Origin of the sequence: Pseudotabrizicola formosa (assembly GCF_002900965.1) — a bacterium.
In the GTDB taxonomy this organism is placed as follows: domain Bacteria; phylum Pseudomonadota; class Alphaproteobacteria; order Rhodobacterales; family Rhodobacteraceae; genus Pseudotabrizicola; species Pseudotabrizicola formosa.
In genome coordinates this window covers 725,983-742,919 of the sequence record NZ_PJOM01000001.1, presented here as the reverse complement: position 1 = coordinate 742,919, position 16,937 = coordinate 725,983, and the positions used below count along the sequence as shown (strand labels likewise).

Genomic DNA, 16,937 nt, shown 5'->3' with positions numbered 1-16,937 from the left:
ATTTGCCGTGCAAGCCGCCCCGCCCTGCCCTTGAACCCGAGTGTCTGCGCATGAACATGCCGATCACCCCGCCCGTGACTGCCCCCTCTGTCACGGCCCCGCCCGCACCCAAGGCGCTGGCCCAAACCGGGCTGTCGATGGTGATGATGCGGGATATTCTGCTCAAGACCATCTTCCGGATGAACATTGATCTGGTGTCGGACATCAGTCGCGTCATCGCCCTGTCGCCGCCCTTGACGCAGGAATTGGTCGACATCGCGCGCGGCCAGAAACTGCTGGAGGCGACGGGCACCCTGCATGCCACCTCTGGCAATGAAATGGGTTATCAGTTGACCGAAGCGGGCCGGGCCCGCGCGCTGGATGCGCTGTCGCAATCCGAATATTACGGCGCGCTGCCGGTGCCGCTGGCCACTTACGCCGAACAGATGAAGCGCCAGTCGGTGCGCGATATCCGCCTGACACGCGATCAGTTGATGGGGGCCATGGGCCACCTGATCCTGCCGCCTGACCTTTTGGGCAACCTTGGCCCCGCCATCACCTCTGGCCGGTCGATCCTGCTGTATGGGCCACCCGGCAACGGCAAATCCTCGATCTCCAACGGCATCCGCGCCGCCATGGGCGACAAGATCTACATCCCGCGCGCCATCGAATATTCCGGGCAGGTCATCACCGTTTATGACCCCATCGTCCATTCGGCTGCCGAGGAATCCATCGATGACCCCAATTCCTTGCGCCGCACCTCGGGTCGGTTCGATACCCGCTATGTCTATTGCGAACGCCCGACGGTGATCACCGGGGGTGAACTCACGCTCGACATGCTGGATCTGAAATACAACCCCGTGGCCCGCACCTATCAGGCCCCGCTGCAGCTCAAGGCCTCTGGCGGCATCTTCATCGTCGACGACCTTGGCCGCCAGGCAGAGCCGCCGCAAAAGCTGGTCAACCGCTGGATCGTGCCGCTGGAAGAGGCGCGCGATATCCTGTCGCTGCAATCGGGCGAGAAGTTCACCGTGCCGTTTGACACGCTGGTGATCTTTTCCACCAACTTCCACCCGAACGAGATTTTCGACGGAGCCGCCCTGCGCCGGATCTTCTTCAAGATCAAGGTCGATGGTCCCAATCAGGAAATGTTCCTCAAGATCTTCGCCATGGTCGCACGCAAGAAGAAGATGCCGCTGGATGAAGCCACGCTGATTCACATGCTCAAGACCAAATACCCGACAATCCAGAACAATTTTGCCAATTACCAGCCGACCTTCCTGATCGACCAGATGATCGCGATCTGCGAGTTCGAGGGCATCCCCTATCAGATGCGCCCCGATCTGATCGACCGCGCCTGGGGCAACATGTTCGTGCGCGACGAGAAGATCGCCAAGTAGCGGTCAGAACCGCCGCACCCCCTGATCGGTCACAATCATGTCCAGCCGCTGATCGGTGGCGTCAATCGGCACCCTGTCCACCTCTTGTGCGGCAAAGGCAAAGCCTATCGCCAGCACCGGCCCGCGCGCGCGCAGGCCTTCCAATGTGCGGTCATAAAAGCCGCCGCCATAGCCCAGCCGGTAGCCGCGTGCGTCAAATGCCAAGAGTGGCACGATCAGCACCGCAGGCTCCAGCCACCCGCCTTCCTGAGGGATCAGGGCACCGAATTCCCCCGCCACCATGGCACTGCCCGGTGACCATTCGCGAAACCGCAGCGGCATCGCCTTGCCGATGATCACCGGCACCCCGACCGGCCCCTGATGCGCCGCCATCGCGGGCAGCGGGTCAATCTCGGTGCGCATCGGCATGTAACCTGCCAGGGCCGCGCCCCCGTGCGCGGCCAGCACATCGGCCAACAGTTCCGCCGCCTGACCTTGGCCCGCAGCAAAGGCCGCCTTGCGCGCGGCAAAGGCGGTCTGCCGCGCCGCCGCTTTCACAACAACATCCATGACGCCAACCCCAGAAAGGCAAAGAACCCGACCACATCGGTCACCGTGGTCACAAACGGGCCGGAGGCCAGGGCCGGGTCTATCCCTGCCCGCTCCAGCGCCATCGGAATCGCGATGCCGCCAAAGGCGGCTGCCACCAGCGTCAGCACCATGGCAAGACCAATCACCGCCGCCAGCATCGGCACGCCGAACCACACCCCCGCCACCAGCGCCATCAGCAGCCCGAACACCGCGCCATTGATCGCACCCACCGCCACTTCGCGCCGGATCACCCGGGCCGCATTGCGCGGCGTCAGGTCGCGGGTGGCAAGCGCGCGCACCGCCACCGTCATCGACTGGGTGCCGGCATTGCCGCCCATGCTGGCCACAATCGGCATCAGCACGGCCAGGGCCACCATCTGCTCGATCGTCTCGGCAAAGGCGCTGATCACCACCGAGGCCAGAATGGCGGTCAGCAGGTTGACAAACAGCCACAGCGCGCGGCCCTTCGTCGCCTCCCACACGGTATCGGCCAGCGTGGCTTCATCATCCACACCGGCCATCCGCAGCATGTCTTCCTGATGTTCCTCATCCAGCACGTTCATCGCGTCATCAATGGTGATCACCCCCACCAGACGCCCATGCACATCCACCACCGGGCAAGAGATCAGATGGTACTGGTTGAACAGATAGGCCACATCCGCCTCGGGCTCGCCCGCTTCGATCACCCGGAAACTGTCCTCGACAATCGACTTCAGCGCCACATCCCGCCGCGCGGACAGCAGCCGCCCCAGCGTTACATAAGAGACCGGCTTGATCCGCGGATCGACCAGGATGACATGGTAGAACTGGTCCGGCAGCCAGTCGACGCTGCGCAGATGGTCAATCATCTCGCCCACGGTCCAATGCTCGGGCGCAGTGACCACCTCGCGCTGCATCAGGCGCCCGGCGGAATATTCCGGATAGGCCAGGGCCTGCTCCACCGCCAGACGGTCCGCCGACTCCAGCGTCGACAGGATCGCCGCTTGTGCAGGCTCTTCCAGGTCCTCAAGGATATCGACCACATCGTCGGTATCCAGATCGCGCATCGCTTCGGCCACCACGTCGGGTGGCAGCGATTCGATCACCTCCTCGCGGATCGAATCCGAGATTTCCGACAAGATGTCGCCGTCAATTTCGCCGGACCACATCGCCAGCAGCTTGCGGCGCTGCTCGGCCCCGATCTGTTCCAGAAGGTCGGCGACATCGGCCGCATGCAGCGGCTCCAGCAGACGGGTCAGCTCTGGGGTATCACCACCCTCGACACAGTCCAGAATGCGGGCCATGCGGCGCGCATCCAGAACCGTTCCATCGTCCTCGCGCCCGTCATCTGCCATGCCACCCCCGTCCGATTACCCCAACACTAGCGAAAGCTGTTTCCGGCAAACAGGGGGGTCTCGCAAATTTACCCAAGGCCAGAAAGGCGATAGGCTGGCCGCATCACAAGGGGATATCAATGACCGATCTGTTGCTGGGCCAGGTGCTGCATTTCACCGCCGACCCGTTCGACCAGGGGATCAGTGCCGCCCGCGTCGATGAGGCGCTGGTGATCGAGCACGGCAAGATCACTGCCACGGGCTCTGCCGAGCGCTTGCGCCGCCAGCACACGCAGGCGCGTGTCACCGATTACGGCACCAGCCTGATCAGCGCCGGTTTCGTCGATGCCCATGTGCACTACCCGCAAACCGCGATCATCGCCTCCTGGGGCAAGCGGCTGATTGATTGGCTGAACAGCTATACCTTCCCCGAAGAAATGCGGTTTTCGAACCTCTCCTATGCGCAAGAGGTGGCAAACCGCTACTTCGACCTTACCATTTCGAACGGAACCACCTCGGTCTGTTCCTATTGCACGATCCACCCCGAAAGCGTCGATGCCTTTTTCACCGCAGCAGCAACCCGCAATCAGCGGGTCTGGGCGGGCAAAACCTGCATGGACCGCAACGCGCCCGAAGGTCTGCGTGACACGGCACAATCGGCCTATGATGACAGCAAGGCCTTGCTGCACAAATGGCACGACCTGGGCCGCGCCTCCTATGTCATCACCCCGCGGTTCTCGCCGACCTCCACCCCGGAGCAGCTGCAGGCGCTTGGGACATTGTGGCAGGAGCACCCGGACTGCCTGATGCAGACCCATCTGTCGGAACAGACCGATGAAATCGCCTGGGTGAAGGATCTGTTTCCCCAATCGCGTGATTACCTGGATACCTATGAAACGCAGGGCCTTTTGCGCGAAGGCGCCATTTATGGCCATGCGATCCACCTGACCGAACGGGAAAAATCCCGCCTGAAAGAGGCCGGGGCCAGCCTGATCCACTGCCCCACCTCGAACACCTTCATCGGCTCGGGCCTGTTCGACATGGGCGGGTTGAAAGCGGCGGGTCAGCGCATCGGCCTGGCCACCGATACGGGGGGCGGCTCGTCCTTTTCCATGCTGCGCACCATGGCGGCAGCCTATGAGGTGGGCCAGCTTGCAGGTCGCGCCCTGCACCCGGCAGAACTGTGGTGGCTGGCCACGCAAGGCTCGGCCCGCGCCCTGCATGCAGACCACCTGATCGGCACCATTGCCCCCGGAAGGGAGGCGGATCTGGTGGTGGTCGACCTGGCCTCGACCCCCGCCATCGCACAAGCGACCCGCCGCGCGGATGACATCTGGCAGGCGATGTTCCCGACCATCATGATGGGCGATGACCGCGCGATCCGCGCCACATGGGTGGCCGGGGTCTGCGTTCACGGGGCCTGATCAAGGGCTGGCCCCGCCAAGGCGCGCTGCCGGCTCAGTCGAAACCGAATTCCCACCCGTCGGGCAGGAAATCATAGGCCACGCCAATCTCGCTTACCTTGCGCTCTTCCTCCCACAGCACCTCGGGCGTGATGCGCAGCGGGGTTTTGGTGGTTACGATCAGCGTGTCTTCATCCTGATCGCGTTGGGTCGAAAACCCCTTGGCCTGCAAGGCCTTTTCGCAAACCTTCCAATTCGCTTCATCGCTTTCCGCCAGCAGATAGAATTCCACCAGCGACATCTGCGGCAAGGTGGCACCCGCCTTTTTCATCTCGTCGAAACTGTCAAAGGTCTCGCGCCGTTGCGCCTCGAAATCATGTGCCATGTCAGCCCCTCAGCTTGCGCGCCAAAGCGGTCTGCCGCTCGACGATCAGGGGGAGGTCTACAGTAACCATCTGCCCGCCCGCAACCACCCTGCGCCCGTCGACAAACAGATCGCGCACCCGCCCCGGCCCGCACAGCACCAGCGCCGCGACCGGGTCCCAAGACCCTGCCGCCTCGATCCCCGACATGTCCCAGATCGCCACATCCGCCCGCTTGCCGGGCTGCAAAGACCCGCAATCGGCCCGCCCCAGCACCTGTGCCCCGCCCAGCGTGGCCATCTCCAATGCCTCGCGCGCGCTCATCGCATCGGCCCCGCGCGCCACCCGCTGCAACAACAGCGATTGCCGCGCCTCGCCGATCAGGGTCCCCGCGTCATTGCTGGCCGATCCATCCACGCCCAACCCCACCGGCACCCCGCCATCGCGCATGGCCCGCACCGGCGCGATGCCAGAGCCCAGCCGACAGTTGGAACAGGGACAATGCGCCACACCGGTGCGCGTGCGGGCAAACAGGTCAATCTCGCCCGCCTCCAGCTTGACACAATGCGCATGCCAGACATCCGGGCCGGTCCAGCCCAGATCCTGCGCATATTGCCCCGGGCGCATGCCGAACTTTGCCAGCGAATAGGCGATATCCTCGTCATTTTCGGCCAGATGGGTGTGCAGCATCACCCCCTTGTCGCGCGCAAGAGTCGCCGCCTCCCGCATCAGATCCCGGCTGACCGAAAACGGCGAACAGGGGGCCAGCCCCACCCGGCACATGCTGCCCTCCGCCGGATCGTGGAACGCATCCACCACCCGGATCATGTCTTCCAAAATGGCATCTTCCGCTTCCACCAGCGCATCGGGGGGCAACCCGCCATCCGACTCGCCGATGCTCATCGCGCCGCGCGTGGGGTGAAAGCGCAGGCCGATCGTGGCCGCCGCCTCGATCGTATCCTCCAGCCGCGCGCCATTGGGGTACAGATACAGATGGTCCGACGACAGGCTGCAGCCGGTCAGCGCCAGTTCGGCCAGCCCCGCTTGCGCCGATACGAACATCTCCTCGGGGCCAAAGCGCGCCCAGATCGGATAGAGCGTCTTGAGCCAGCCGAACAACAGCGCATCCTGCCCGCCCGGCACCGCCCGCGTCAGGGTCTGGTACAGATGGTGATGAGTGTTCACCAACCCCGGCGTCACCACACAGCCGCGCGCCTCCACCACCTCGGCCCCCGGGGCCTGCACCCCCTGCCCCACAGCGGCGATCACGCCCCCACGCAGCAAAACATCGGCTCCCGCCACCTCGCGGCGGGTGGCATCCATCGTCACCACGACATCAGCATTTTTGATCAGGATATCACGCAAAACAGGTTCCTCCGCCCCTTCGGTGGAACCAGATGCGGGCCGACAGAAGGGGAAAGGACTCGGTCACCGCCAAAATAGGCTAGCAAAACCGACTCTGCCAAATCAACCCTGACATTATCTGTTCAAAAATATCCTCGGGGGTCTGGGGGCAGACAGCCCCCAGTCAACCGTTCAGCAGCGCCATCGCCTCGGCATGCACGCCTGCGTTCGCCGCCGCCAGCACCTGCCCGCCCTGATGGCACGGCCCGCCCTGCCAGTCGGTCACCACGCCCCCCGCCGCCTCGATCACCGCAATCGGAGCCTGCACGTCATAGGCCTGCAACCCGGCCTCGATCACCAGATCCACCTGCCCCGCCGCCAGCAGCGCATAGCCGTAGCAATCCATGCCATAGCGCACCAGCTGCACCCGGTCGGCCACGCGGCGAAATGCGGCGTGTTCGGCCACCGTGCCGACTTCGGGAAAGGTCGACAGCAGGATGGCCTGCGCCAGCGGCCGCGCCGCGCGGCATTCCAGCGAGAATTCCCCCGAGGGTCCGAGACCCCGCGCCAAACCAAAGCCACCCTCGAACCGCTCACGAATATAGGGCTGGTCAATAAGCCCGTAGACCGGTCCGCTGTCATCCGCCACCGAGATCAGCACCCCCCAGGTCGGCGTGCCCGACAAATAGCCGCGCGTGCCGTCAATCGGGTCCAGCACCCAGGTCAATCCGGATGTACCGGCGCGTGCCCCGTATTCTTCGCCCAGCACCGCATCATCCGGGCGGCGCTGCGCCAGAATCGCACGCATCCGCTCTTCGGCCAGCCGGTCGGCCACTGTCACCGGATCAAACCGCGCGGTTTCCTTGCTGTCGGCCAGCAACCCGGGCTTGCGGAAATGCAAAAGCGTTGCCTCGCGCGCGGCATCGGCAAGCGCATGCGCGGTCGCCATCACGTCGGCACGGATCTCAGCGGTCAGGTTTGCAATCCGCTCTGCCATGGTGTTCCCCTGCGGCAGGGGCCAAACACCCCCGGTCCCGCGCAGCGCTAGCGCCGCCCGAAGCCGGGGTCAAGGTCACTCACCCGGATGGGCCATCCGGAAAGGGGCAAGGGCCGCAGGCCCCGCCCGGCATTCAGGCCGCTTCGCTCAGCACGCGGGCCAGATCGAACAGGCGGCGGCGCTGTGCCTCGGGGATGGCGTAATAGGATCGGACCAGATCCAACGCTTCCTTGTCGGCAAGAAAATCACTGGGGGCAGCCGCCACCGGCGCATCACCCTCTGCCGCCAGACCTTCGAAAAAGAATGCAATCTGCACACCCAGCGTTTCCGCAATGTCCCACAGACGGGACGCACTGACGCGGTTCATGCCGGTTTCATACTTCTGGATCTGCTGGAATTTGATCCCGACCTTGTCCGCAAGTTGTTGCTGGGTCATTCCCACCATCCAACGGCGATGGCGGATCCGCTTGCCAACATGAGCGTCGACTGGGTGTTTCATTTAAATCTCCGAACCTGTAGTCCCCTACGTTAACATAATCAGCTCTCGCGCCAAAGTAAGGATATGTCCCATATTGGTGAGATTCTTACACAGTCAGACCCTTCTGACAGGGATTGTACAGGATCACTTGCAAAACCGGACAGGAGTTTTCCAGCCTTACCTGTGGAAGAATCACCCCAAGACACACTCGCGCACAGCGTGTTTTGCGGTTTTCTGCGCCTGACACAACAGTTTTGCAGGTCCGGGCTGATGCCGCAGCTCCCCGCAGTCCAGCCCGTCTGCGCTCTGGCCCTGCCCGCGCCCCCGCACTAAGCTTAAGCCCGTAACCATGGGGACACCCTGCATGCGCGCCTGGCAGATCGACAGCCTTTCCACCCCCGCCCGCCTGATCACCCTGCCGACCCCGGTTCCGGCGGTCGGGCAGGCGCTGGTACGAATCCATGCCTGCGCGCTGAACTTCGCCGATCTTTTGATGGCGACCGGCACCTATCAGTCCAAGCCATCCTTGCCCTTCACCCCCGGCCTGGAACTGGCCGGCGAGGTCGTGGCGCTGGGGCCAGAGACAAAGGGCCCTGCCCCCGGCACCCGCATTGCCTGCTATGCCGGGCAAGGTGGGCTGGCCGAGTATGGCGTCTTTGCCACCGACCGTCTCATCCCGATCCCCGATGCCATGCCTTATGACCACGCATCGGCCTTTCTGATCGCCTATGGCACCTCTCATCTGGCGCTTTGGCACAAGGCCCGCCTGCAACCGGGAGAGAGGCTGCTGGTCACCGGAGCAGCGGGGGGCGTCGGCCTGACAGCGGTCGAGGTGGGCAAGCGCATGGGGGCCAGCGTGATCGCCACCGCACGCGGGCCAGACAAGCTGGCGGTGGCGCGCGGCGCGGGGGCCGATCACCTGATCGACAGCGATGCGCCCGATCTGAAGGACCGGCTCAAGGCGCTCGGCGGCGTGGATGTGGTTTATGATACCGTTGGCGGGGCAGGGTTTGACGCGGCCTTGCGCGCCACCCGACCCGATGGACGCCTGTTGTGCATCGGATTCGCGGGGGGCGAGGTGCCCAAACCCGCGGCCAATCTCCTGCTGGTCAAGAATATCGCCGTCATTGGCTTCTGGTGGGGTGCCTATGTCGATTTCGCCCCCCATCTTGTGCAGCAAAGCCTTGGCACCCTGATGGGCTGGTATGGTTCAGGCGGTCTGAGGCCCCACATCTCCCACCATCTGCCGCTCGACGCCGCGCCCGAGGGCCTGGCCCTGCTGCAAGACCGCAAGGCGACCGGCAAGGTTGTGGTGCAGATCGCCTGACGCAGCCCCACCCCTGACTTGACCGAAGACCATGGGCTCGCCCCCAGCCACCGCTCAGCCTGCCGCCTTCACCACCCCGCGCGACAGATAGGCCCGCTGGATCATGGCTGCCATTTCCAGCACCGCCGGACTGTGCGCCGGGTCTGCAACATAGAGGTTCACCTTCATCCGTTTCAGCTCCGGCAAGGCACCGCCATGGCTGATCCGTTCCACATAGGGCGGTTCTGACCCCGCGAGCACGGTGTGCACCGCAAGGTCCGCACTCACGCTCGCCTCGATCGTCCGGGTGCTATCGCTTTCCACCGCCATCTGCCAGGGCACGCCGGCCTTGTCCAAGGCCGCCTGCACCCCTTGCCGGAAGATGCAGTTATGCTCATAGGCCAGCTTCAAGGGCCGCCCCTTCCACGCCACACCCCCCGGCGCGCCGACCCAGACCAGCGGCAATTCCGCCAGCGTCACGCCGCCCGCGTCCACCGTGTCTTCGGTGGTCAGGATGATGTCACACTCCCCCCGTCCGAACTGCGCCTTCAGCACCCGGGTAAAGGACGAAATCAGCGACACTTTCATCCGCGGATAGCTGCGGGCAAAATGTTGCAGCACCTGCGGGATCACCGGATAGACAATGTCATGCGGCACGCCCAGCACCACCTCGCCCTCATGCGGGTCGCGGGTCAGCCGCCCCATCACCTCGTCATTGAGCGCCAGCATCCGCCGGGCATAGCCCAAAAGCTGCTCCCCCGCCGCCGTCAGCGCAACCTGCCGGCCCGACCGGTCCAGCACCTCGACCCCCAGCATCTCCTCCAACCGCTTGATCTGCATCGACACCGCCGATTGCGTCAGGTTCAGGAACCCCGAGGCCCGCGTCACCCCGCCCGCATCAGCCACCGCCACGAAAGACCGCAAGGCGGTCAGGTCCAGATTGCGCGCCACATCACAATTCCTGATACGAGACTTCAAAAGCATTCACTTTCCTAATGTCCGCGATTCGGCTAGATCAGGCAAGCAATTTGAAGGCGCGCCGCGCCCGCTTGCTGTTGATGATGACCCTGAAAGGAAAGACCATGTTTGCCTCGCTCCACACCGCCACGCTTGCCACCCGGCGCGTGCAGTCGGCTGGCAGCGCCCCGCGCCTTTGGACGCTCGTGCGCTCGGCCCTTGCCGCGCAGCGCCAGCGCCAGTTCCTCGCCCGGCTCGATGACCGCACCCTTGCCGACATCGGCCTCACCCGCGATCAGGCCGTGTCCGAAGCACAGCGCCCGATGTGGGACATTCCGGCCAATTGGAACGGCCGCATCCTGGCCTGATCCGGGCGCTGCCCTGATCTGACACCTTCTGGATACAGGCCAAAACGGCCTGTATCGCGCAAATGTCAGAATTTAAGCGGCACAGCAGACCGGAAATCCTTGAAATCAAGCCAAGCCTTGCCGATATTGACCCCATAAATCCTGTGCGGATCAACCGCGCGGGGCACGGGGTAATTTTTCGGAGGCTTTCACATGGCTGACTATACAACGATCCGTACAGCCGGCGCAGGTGTACGCGCCGCCCAGATCGACGAGGGCCTGCGCGCCCATATGAACAAGGTTTACGGCCTGATGTCCGTTGGCATGGCGCTGACGGGTGGCGTTGCCTGGGCTGTGGGGACCAATGATGCGATGCTGGCGGCCATCTTCGGCACGCCGCTGAAATGGGTCGTGATGTTCGCACCGCTGATCATGGTCTTTGCGTTCAGCGCCATGATCAACAAGCTGTCGGCTGCTGCCGCACAGCTGTTCTTCTACACCTTCGCGGCACTGATGGGCCTGTCGATCAGCTTTATCTTTGCGGTCTACACCGGTGTGTCCATCGCGCAGACCTTCTTCGCCACCGCCATCGCCTTCGCCAGCCTGTCGCTTTACGGCTACACCACCAAGCGTGATCTGTCGGGCATGGGCACCTTCCTGATGATGGGTCTGATCGGCCTGATTGTCGCGTCGATCGTCAATATCTTCCTCGGCTCCTCGGCGCTGCAATTCGCCATCTCGGTGATCGGTATCCTGATCTTTGCCGGCCTGACGGCCTATGACACGCAAAGCATCAAGAACGAATATGTCCAGCATGCGGCGTCGATGGATGAAGAGTGGCTCGGCAAATCCGCCATCATGGGCGCTTTGCGGCTCTACCTCGACTTCATCAACATGTTCATGTTCCTGCTGTCCTTCATGGGCAACCGCGAGTAATCGCACATAAAACCAGAACCACGACAGGGCCGCCTCCGGGCGGCCCTTTTCTTTTGCCAGCGCTCCGGCCATCCTGCGCGGCAAAGGAGAACCGCCATGCCCCACTTCCCGCTCGCCGACGCCCTGACCGACGAGTCAGACGGCACCGACTCTCCCACTGGCCCCTACCGCGCGCATCTGCTGTCCGACACCGGCGGCCTGACCCAGTTCGGCGCCTTTATCGAGATCCTGCCACCCGGCTCCGGCTCCTCGGTCAAACACTGGCACGCGAACGAGGATGAAATGATCCACATGCTGGCGGGCGAGGTGACGCTGCAGGAGGGCGACACCTCCACAATCCTGCGCCCCGGCGACACCGCCACCTTCAAGGCAGGCATGGCACTGGGCCATTGCCTGCACAACCACAGCACCGCCGAGGCCCGCTATCTGGTGATCGGCACCCGTGGCCCATCAGACGTGATCACCTACCCCGACCATGACCGCGTGCTGCACTTTAACCGCAATCCGCTCCAGCGCCGCTATACCGACCTGCAGGGCCAGCCCGCAGACTCGCCCTACCGCAAACCGGACTGATCGCCAAAGCCGCGCAGAAACCGCCGCACCGCAAGCGCAGAGGTCAGCCGCAGCCGTTGCTTTTCTGCCGGGGCACTGTCCCACAGCCGCTGAATCCCCGCCCGCGACGTGTGCCTTGTGCGCCAGATAAAGCGCCAGAAGGGCAGCGTCTCACGGTGAAACCCCTCCGGGCAGCCCGGTGGCAGATCGGGGCGGTTGCGCCCCTGCCAGCGCAGCGTGCGCCACACCACCCGGCCGAATCGCAGCCAGAGTGGCAGATCCAGCCAGATCAGCATCTCTGCCCGCGCCAGCCGGTTGTTCCAGGTCGCCGAATGCCCACCCTCAAAGATCCAGGCCTCGCCCGCCTCCGCCGCGTGACACAGCCGGGTCTTCTCGTCACGCGGACGCTCCACCCAGCCCGGCATCCAGTGGATGTGGTCAATATGCACCACCGGCAAGCCGGTCTTTTGCCCCATGGCCCGTGCGAGGGTCGATTTCCCCGACCCCGGCTGCCCGACGATCATGATCCGCGTCATGACATGATCCGCTGCATGGCCAGCTCCAACAGGATGAAACGCAAAAGGCCGCCCAAAGGCGGCCCTCATACGAAAGTCAGCAGGATCTTACTTGATCTTGCCTTCCTTGTACTCGACATGCTCGCGCTTGACAGGGTCATATTTGCGGACCGTCATCTTTTCGGTCATGGTCCGGGCGTTCTTCTTGGTGACATAGAAGTGCCCGGTGCCAGCCGTCGAGTTCAGACGGATCTTGATCGTCGCCGGTTTGGCCATAGTCGTCTCTCCTGAATCGGGGAAACAGCGTTGCCCCGCGAAATCCTTGAAGCCCGCGTTTTACCCGTGCGCGCCGCAGAGTCAACAGCCAAACGCCGCGCAACCTGATCTTATTGAGCGCGCTGTGCGCGCAAGCTTCTTTCTCGCCTCTGCGGCTGCGCCGCAACCGGCTCGGGCAGAGCCTCCGGCGGGGATATTTGAGAACAGGAAATGAGCATTATCTGTTCTCAAATATCCTGGGGGTGAGGCGCAGCCGAGGGGGCAAAGCCCCCTTGCACCGCTGGCAAGAAACGCGCGGATGGCCTGTAAGCCGGATTCTGTCCAAAGCCCCTGTCTTGCGATGGGTGCCTCTGGATGACCATTCCTCTGCCACATCTGTTGCCAGATGCAGTCAAGCTGCCAACCCGGGCCTCTGGGCTGAAGCGTCCCTGTGGAGGTCTCTGCTGTCGCCGCGGGCTTGCACCCTTGGCCGTCGCAGACCTTTCCACACAAGGCCCCTATTCGGCATTGCTCCGGGTGGGGCTTGCCGTGCCGGTCCTGTTGCCAGTCCCGCGGTGGGCTTTTACCCCACCGTTTCACCTGTTCCCTGCCAAGCCGAAGGCGGACCTTCTCTGACAGCAGGGAAGTCTCTTCTCTGTGGCGCTTTCCCTGGGGTTGCCCCCGCCGGGGGTTACCCGGCACCCTTGCTTCATGGAGTCCGGACTTTCCTCGAAGGGTTGCACCCTCGCGGTCATCCAGCCATCCGCGCGAGCCGGGGCTTACGCCTCTGCGTCGGGGGCGTCAACGCCAAAGCGTCTGGCAAGATCGGCGGCCATCCCGGCATCGGTGCCGGTCACCGGGCCGGTCACGCCGGGCCGGAAGCGCCAGCGAAAGGCACGACACACCAGATCTGGGCTCAGGCGCGGATAGCCAAAGCGACAGGCGTGCTCCAAGAAATCCTGCGCCGGAACCGCCTTATCCGGCTCTGGCCAGACCGACAGCCCCTGCCGGGCCAGCCGGCGCCAGTCAAAGCGCGGGCCCGGGTCGGATTTGCGGTCGGGTGCCATGTCGGAATGCCCGATCACCCGATGCGGCGGGATCGACCAGCGCTCCATGATCCCGGCAAGCAGATCTTCGAGCGCAGCCATCTGTGGCGCAGAGAAGGGATGCGTGCCGCGATTGTCCAATTCGATCCCGATGGACTGGCTGTTCACATCCGAACGGCCGGCCCATGTGCCGGCACCGGCATGCCAGGCCCGCTCGGCCTCATCCACCAGCGCCTCTGCCGCGCCATCGCGCGAGATCAGCCAATGCGCCGAGACCTCGGCCTGTGGATCACACAGCCGCGCGCGCGCCGCAGCGCAGCTTTCCATCGCCGTATAGTGGATCACGATCAATGAGGGGGGCAGCCCGCCCCGCCGCGCGCCGAAATTCGGTGAGGGCATCGGCGCAGGCGGCCCCGGCAAGGCGCTCACCGCAGCCGGTACGGGCTCGGGTCCCAGGTGCAGGCATAGCCGTCGCCATCCGGGTCGAGGCCCAGACGGTCACGTTCCGGCCCGCCGCGTTCCAGAAACGCCTGCTGCGCCAGATCGGGCGAGGCATAGGCCGCGCATTTTGCCGCCGTATTGCCCGCGCCAAAGCCCGAGCGCCGGTAGAGCTGCGTGCCGCGCGGGTGACTGGTGGCCAGCGCATAATCCACGATATTGGGCCCTTGCTCGCCGGTGCGTACCGGCAATGCGCCGGGCTGGATGACCTGATACTGGGCGCGATTGCGTTCGATCCGGGCGCGGTCGCTTTCGATGGTCTCACGGCTGGCCACGGCATCAAAATCGTTTTCGTCCGAAATCTGCGCCCCGCCGCCCGCCCCGCCTCCCAGCGTCGCGATCCGCGCCGCCTCGCCGGTTTCTTCCCGGATACCGGCAGGGGCATTGCCACGCGGCCGGATCTCGCCCGTGACCACCGGCGGCGCGCCGATCACCGCCCCGGTTGCAGGGCCCGTTGCCGGTCCGCCCGAGGGCAGAATACCGCCACGGCCATCGGCGCGGTCAATCGCCGCCCCGATCTGGTCCGTCGAAAACCCCGGCGTCACGATCGGTTGTGGCCGCCCGGCCGCCGCGTCGCGGTCACGGACATAAGACTCGTAATCCTGAAACCCGACCCCGGCCCCGCTGTCGGGCACAGCACCGACACAGGCCGAAAGGGTCAGAGGCAAGAGCAAAAGCAACGACAGACGCATGATCAGTCAGATCCAAGATGAAGTTCAAACGCGGCGATTACCACCATTTGCCAGGCTTGGCCACAAAACCCGCCGCCCGCTCCAGCACATAGGCGTGATTGAGCAGATCCGCCTCTTCCCAGGGCCGCCCGATCAGTTGCAGACCCAGCGGCAGCCCCTTGGCATCCAGCCCCACCGGCACCGCCACCCCCGGCAGACCCGCCAGGTTCAGCGTCACGGTGAACACATCGTTGAGATACATCTCCACCGGGTCCGCCCCGCCCTGTTCGCCCAGACCAAAGGCCGAAGACGGCGTGGCCGGGGCCAGGATCGCATCGATCCCCGCCGCAAAGGCCAGCTCGAAATCGCGCTTGATCAGCGCGCGCACCTTGCGGGCCCGGTTGTAATAGGCGTCATAAAATCCTGCCGACAGCACATAGGTGCCTGCCATGATCCGGCGCTGCACCTCGGGGCCAAAGCCTTCGGCGCGGGTCTTTTCATACATCTCGGTGATGCCATCGCCCTGGGCCAGCTTGGCGCGGTGGCCGTAGCGCACCCCGTCATAGCGCGCCAAATTCGACGACGCCTCGGCAGGCGCGATCACATAATAGGTCGGCAGCGCATATTTCGTATGCGGCAGGGAAATATCCACGATCTCGGCCCCGGCATCGCGCATCATGTCCATGCCACGGTCCCAGAGGGCGGCAATCTCGGTCGGCATGCCATCCAGACGGTATTCGCGCGGAATGCCGATCTTTTTGCCACGAATATCCCCGGTAAGTGCCGCCTCGAAATCGGGCACGGCCAGCTCGGCACTGGTGGAATCCTTGGGGTCATGCCCCGCCATGGCCTCCAGCACGATCGCGGCATCGCGCACCGTGCGGGTCATTGGCCCCGCCTGATCGAGACTCGAGGCATAGGCCACAATGCCCCAGCGCGAGACACGGCCATAGGTCGGCTTGATCCCGGTGATGCCGCAGAACGCCGCCGGCTGGCGGATCGACCCGCCGGTATCGGTGCCCAGCGCCGCAAGGCACAGGTCCGCCGCCACGGCCGCCGCAGACCCGCCCGAAGACCCGCCCGGCGTCAGCTGCCGGTCATCAACCTTCCACGGGTTCACCGCCGGGCCATAGCAGGAGGATTCATTCGATGACCCCATCGCGAATTCATCCATGTTCAGCTTGCCAAGGCAGACCGCCCCCGCCCCCCACAGCTTTGCCGTCACGGTCGAGTCGTACTCGGGCCGGAACCCGCGCAGAATGTTCGACCCGGCCTGTGTGGGCACGCCCTTGACCGCGAACAGATCCTTCACCCCAACCGGAATGCCGCACATGGCGGGCGCATCGCCGCCTGCAAGCCGCGCATCCGCCGCCCGCGCCTGCTCCAGCGCCAGCTCCGGTGTCTTGTGCACGAACGCGTTCAGCCCGTCCCCGGCGTCTATTGCCGTCAGACAAGCCATCGTCAGATCGACCGCCGTCACCTCACCCTTGCGCAGCGCGTCGCGCGCCTCTGCAACTGTCCAGCCATTGGCTCGCGAAGCGGCCCCGCTCATATCCGCGCTCATTCCACCACCTTCGGCACCGCAAAGAACCCCTCACGCGCATCGGGCGCGTTCTTCAGCACGGCCGCCTGCTGGTTGCCATCGCTGATCACATCCGCCCGACGCTTCAACCGCATCGGCGTGACGCTTGTCATCGGCTCCACCCCCGTGACATCCACATCCTTCAGCTGCTCCATGAAGCCAAGGATTGACGACAGCTTCTGGGCCAGTTCGGGCAGATCGCCCTCTTCCACCCGGATACGGGACAATTTCGCCACCTTGCGGGCAGTATCGCTATCAATGGACATTTGGCGCTCCGTCAGATCTGCGCCCGGGTTTATCCGTGCCGCCGGCTCACTGCAAGCCGACAGGCGCAGTGGGGATGATTCGCGCCGCGCCACATCCGACCAAACAAGTGTTTCCATTTTCCTAACAGTTCTGCCCGTCTGGCATGGCCTGACGCCGACG

19 protein-coding genes and 1 other RNA gene are annotated in these 16,937 nt (G+C 64.3%); 6 read left to right on the top strand and 14 right to left on the bottom strand.

Annotated elements, in window-relative coordinates; all coding sequences use genetic code 11:
- Window positions 1-50 precede the first annotated feature (50 nt).
- Window positions 51-1,379 carry a DUF8689 domain-containing protein gene (locus CXR43_RS03755; protein WP_168219733.1) on the top strand — a complete coding sequence of 443 codons (1,329 nt, stop codon included), beginning with the start codon at window positions 51-53 and terminating at the stop codon, window positions 1,377-1,379.
- A 3-nt stretch (window positions 1,380-1,382) separates the two neighbouring features.
- On the opposite strand, the gene CXR43_RS03750 is transcribed toward CXR43_RS03755, so the two are convergent.
- Both CXR43_RS03750 and mgtE read right to left on the bottom strand, forming a co-directional pair.
- Window positions 1,383-1,928 carry a 5-formyltetrahydrofolate cyclo-ligase gene (locus tag CXR43_RS03750; protein WP_103332658.1) on the bottom strand — a complete coding sequence of 182 codons (546 nt, stop codon included), beginning with the start codon at window positions 1,926-1,928 and terminating at the stop codon, window positions 1,383-1,385.
- A complete protein-coding gene (gene mgtE, locus CXR43_RS03745; protein WP_103332657.1) occupies window positions 1,913-3,283 on the bottom strand; it encodes a magnesium transporter in 1,371 nt (456 codons plus the stop codon). The genes CXR43_RS03750 and mgtE overlap by 16 nt, the downstream gene beginning before the upstream one ends.
- A gap of 119 nt (window positions 3,284-3,402) precedes the next feature.
- On the opposite strand from mgtE, the gene guaD reads away from it, so the two are divergent.
- Window positions 3,403-4,686, top strand: coding sequence for a guanine deaminase (gene guaD / locus CXR43_RS03740; protein WP_103332656.1), 1,284 nt, complete (start codon window positions 3,403-3,405; stop codon window positions 4,684-4,686).
- Between the two features lie 34 nt (window positions 4,687-4,720).
- Here the strand turns inward: guaD and CXR43_RS03735 are convergent, their stop codons facing one another.
- The 4 genes from CXR43_RS03735 to CXR43_RS03720 form a co-directional block, all read right to left on the bottom strand.
- Window positions 4,721-5,050, bottom strand: a complete 330-nt coding sequence (locus CXR43_RS03735) for a ribonuclease E inhibitor RraB (RefSeq protein ID WP_103332655.1) — start codon at window positions 5,048-5,050, stop codon at window positions 4,721-4,723.
- Between the two features lies 1 nt (window position 5,051).
- The gene (locus CXR43_RS03730; protein WP_103332654.1) at window positions 5,052-6,392 is read right to left on the bottom strand and encodes an 8-oxoguanine deaminase; all 1,341 of its coding nucleotides are present in this window, start codon (window positions 6,390-6,392) and stop codon (window positions 5,052-5,054) included.
- A gap of 163 nt (window positions 6,393-6,555) precedes the next feature.
- Window positions 6,556-7,368 (bottom strand): inositol monophosphatase family protein, encoded by an 813-nt coding sequence (locus tag CXR43_RS03725; protein WP_103332653.1) that lies wholly within the window; start codon window positions 7,366-7,368, stop codon window positions 6,556-6,558.
- Window positions 7,369-7,501: 133 nt separating this feature from the next.
- On the bottom strand, window positions 7,502-7,867 hold the full coding sequence (locus CXR43_RS03720; RefSeq protein ID WP_103332652.1) for a helix-turn-helix domain-containing protein: 366 nt from the start codon (window positions 7,865-7,867) through the stop codon (window positions 7,502-7,504).
- 343 nt (window positions 7,868-8,210) lie between these two features.
- Here CXR43_RS03720 and CXR43_RS03715 point away from each other — a divergent pair, with 343 nt between their 5' ends.
- Window positions 8,211-9,173, top strand: a complete 963-nt coding sequence (locus CXR43_RS03715) for an NADPH:quinone oxidoreductase family protein (protein WP_103332813.1) — start codon at window positions 8,211-8,213, stop codon at window positions 9,171-9,173.
- A gap of 54 nt (window positions 9,174-9,227) precedes the next feature.
- Here CXR43_RS03715 and CXR43_RS03710 read toward each other — a convergent pair whose 3' ends face one another.
- Window positions 9,228-10,103 carry a LysR family transcriptional regulator gene (locus tag CXR43_RS03710; RefSeq protein ID WP_103332651.1) on the bottom strand — a complete coding sequence of 292 codons (876 nt, stop codon included), beginning with the start codon at window positions 10,101-10,103 and terminating at the stop codon, window positions 9,228-9,230.
- 131 nt (window positions 10,104-10,234) lie between these two features.
- On the opposite strand from CXR43_RS03710, the gene CXR43_RS03705 reads away from it, so the two are divergent.
- From CXR43_RS03705 to CXR43_RS03695, 3 genes are all read left to right on the top strand, one after another.
- The gene (locus CXR43_RS03705) at window positions 10,235-10,477 is read left to right on the top strand and encodes a DUF1127 domain-containing protein (protein WP_103332812.1); all 243 of its coding nucleotides are present in this window, start codon (window positions 10,235-10,237) and stop codon (window positions 10,475-10,477) included.
- A gap of 192 nt (window positions 10,478-10,669) precedes the next feature.
- Window positions 10,670-11,392 carry a Bax inhibitor-1/YccA family protein gene (locus CXR43_RS03700; RefSeq protein WP_103332650.1) on the top strand — a complete coding sequence of 241 codons (723 nt, stop codon included), beginning with the start codon at window positions 10,670-10,672 and terminating at the stop codon, window positions 11,390-11,392.
- Between the two features lie 96 nt (window positions 11,393-11,488).
- Window positions 11,489-11,965, top strand: coding sequence for a cupin domain-containing protein (locus CXR43_RS03695; RefSeq protein WP_103332649.1), 477 nt, complete (start codon window positions 11,489-11,491; stop codon window positions 11,963-11,965).
- Here the strand turns inward: CXR43_RS03695 and CXR43_RS03690 are convergent.
- The 7 genes from CXR43_RS03690 to gatC all read right to left on the bottom strand — a co-directional run bounded on the left by CXR43_RS03690 (window position 11,947) and on the right by gatC (window position 16,777).
- Window positions 11,947-12,480, bottom strand: a complete 534-nt coding sequence (locus CXR43_RS03690) for an AAA family ATPase (protein WP_103332648.1) — start codon at window positions 12,478-12,480, stop codon at window positions 11,947-11,949. The two genes, CXR43_RS03695 and CXR43_RS03690, sit on opposite strands and share 19 nt — an antisense overlap.
- Before the next feature lie 87 nt (window positions 12,481-12,567).
- On the bottom strand, window positions 12,568-12,735 hold the full coding sequence (rpmG, locus tag CXR43_RS03685; RefSeq protein WP_100197186.1) for a 50S ribosomal protein L33: 168 nt from the start codon (window positions 12,733-12,735) through the stop codon (window positions 12,568-12,570).
- A gap of 290 nt (window positions 12,736-13,025) precedes the next feature.
- Window positions 13,026-13,481, bottom strand: an RNA gene (rnpB, locus tag CXR43_RS03680) — RNase P RNA component class A.
- 12 nt (window positions 13,482-13,493) lie between these two features.
- Complete coding sequence (locus CXR43_RS03675; protein WP_103332647.1) at window positions 13,494-14,159, bottom strand: N-acetylmuramoyl-L-alanine amidase; 666 nt, start codon at window positions 14,157-14,159, stop codon at window positions 13,494-13,496.
- A gap of 26 nt (window positions 14,160-14,185) precedes the next feature.
- Window positions 14,186-14,950: a hypothetical protein gene (locus CXR43_RS03670; protein WP_103332646.1), complete on the bottom strand. Its 765-nt coding sequence runs from the start codon at window positions 14,948-14,950 to the stop codon at window positions 14,186-14,188.
- 37 nt (window positions 14,951-14,987) lie between these two features.
- Window positions 14,988-16,493 carry an Asp-tRNA(Asn)/Glu-tRNA(Gln) amidotransferase subunit GatA gene (gatA, locus tag CXR43_RS03665; protein WP_246831263.1) on the bottom strand — a complete coding sequence of 502 codons (1,506 nt, stop codon included), beginning with the start codon at window positions 16,491-16,493 and terminating at the stop codon, window positions 14,988-14,990.
- Complete coding sequence (gene gatC, locus CXR43_RS03660; RefSeq protein WP_103332811.1) at window positions 16,490-16,777, bottom strand: Asp-tRNA(Asn)/Glu-tRNA(Gln) amidotransferase subunit GatC; 288 nt, start codon at window positions 16,775-16,777, stop codon at window positions 16,490-16,492. Before gatC ends, gatA begins: the two co-directional genes overlap by 4 nt.
- Between the last annotated feature and the right edge of the window lie 160 nt (window positions 16,778-16,937).

What these genes read in the sequence shown, in the direction of transcription:
- CXR43_RS03755 (WP_168219733.1), top strand. Translation starts at nt 51, where the DNA reads ATGAACATGCCGATCACCCCGCCCGTGACTGCCCCCTCTGTCACGGCC.
- CXR43_RS03750 (WP_103332658.1), bottom strand. Translation starts at nt 1,928, where the DNA reads ATGGATGTTGTTGTGAAAGCGGCGGCGCGGCAGACCGCCTTTGCCGCG.
- mgtE (WP_103332657.1), bottom strand. Translation starts at nt 3,283, where the DNA reads ATGGCAGATGACGGGCGCGAGGACGATGGAACGGTTCTGGATGCGCGC.
- guaD (WP_103332656.1), top strand. Translation starts at nt 3,403, where the DNA reads ATGACCGATCTGTTGCTGGGCCAGGTGCTGCATTTCACCGCCGACCCG.
- CXR43_RS03735 (WP_103332655.1), bottom strand. Translation starts at nt 5,050, where the DNA reads ATGGCACATGATTTCGAGGCGCAACGGCGCGAGACCTTTGACAGTTTC.
- CXR43_RS03725 (WP_103332653.1), bottom strand. Translation starts at nt 7,368, where the DNA reads ATGGCAGAGCGGATTGCAAACCTGACCGCTGAGATCCGTGCCGACGTG.
- CXR43_RS03720 (WP_103332652.1), bottom strand. Translation starts at nt 7,867, where the DNA reads ATGAAACACCCAGTCGACGCTCATGTTGGCAAGCGGATCCGCCATCGC.
- CXR43_RS03715 (WP_103332813.1), top strand. Translation starts at nt 8,211, where the DNA reads ATGCGCGCCTGGCAGATCGACAGCCTTTCCACCCCCGCCCGCCTGATC.
- CXR43_RS03705 (WP_103332812.1), top strand. Translation starts at nt 10,235, where the DNA reads ATGTTTGCCTCGCTCCACACCGCCACGCTTGCCACCCGGCGCGTGCAG.
- CXR43_RS03700 (WP_103332650.1), top strand. Translation starts at nt 10,670, where the DNA reads ATGGCTGACTATACAACGATCCGTACAGCCGGCGCAGGTGTACGCGCC.
- CXR43_RS03695 (WP_103332649.1), top strand. Translation starts at nt 11,489, where the DNA reads ATGCCCCACTTCCCGCTCGCCGACGCCCTGACCGACGAGTCAGACGGC.
- CXR43_RS03690 (WP_103332648.1), bottom strand. Translation starts at nt 12,480, where the DNA reads ATGACGCGGATCATGATCGTCGGGCAGCCGGGGTCGGGGAAATCGACC.
- rpmG (WP_100197186.1), bottom strand. Translation starts at nt 12,735, where the DNA reads ATGGCCAAACCGGCGACGATCAAGATCCGTCTGAACTCGACGGCTGGC.
- CXR43_RS03675 (WP_103332647.1), bottom strand. Translation starts at nt 14,159, where the DNA reads ATGCCCTCACCGAATTTCGGCGCGCGGCGGGGCGGGCTGCCCCCCTCA.
- CXR43_RS03670 (WP_103332646.1), bottom strand. Translation starts at nt 14,950, where the DNA reads ATGCGTCTGTCGTTGCTTTTGCTCTTGCCTCTGACCCTTTCGGCCTGT.
- gatA (WP_246831263.1), bottom strand. Translation starts at nt 16,493, where the DNA reads ATGAGCGCGGATATGAGCGGGGCCGCTTCGCGAGCCAATGGCTGGACA.
- gatC (WP_103332811.1), bottom strand. Translation starts at nt 16,777, where the DNA reads ATGTCCATTGATAGCGATACTGCCCGCAAGGTGGCGAAATTGTCCCGT.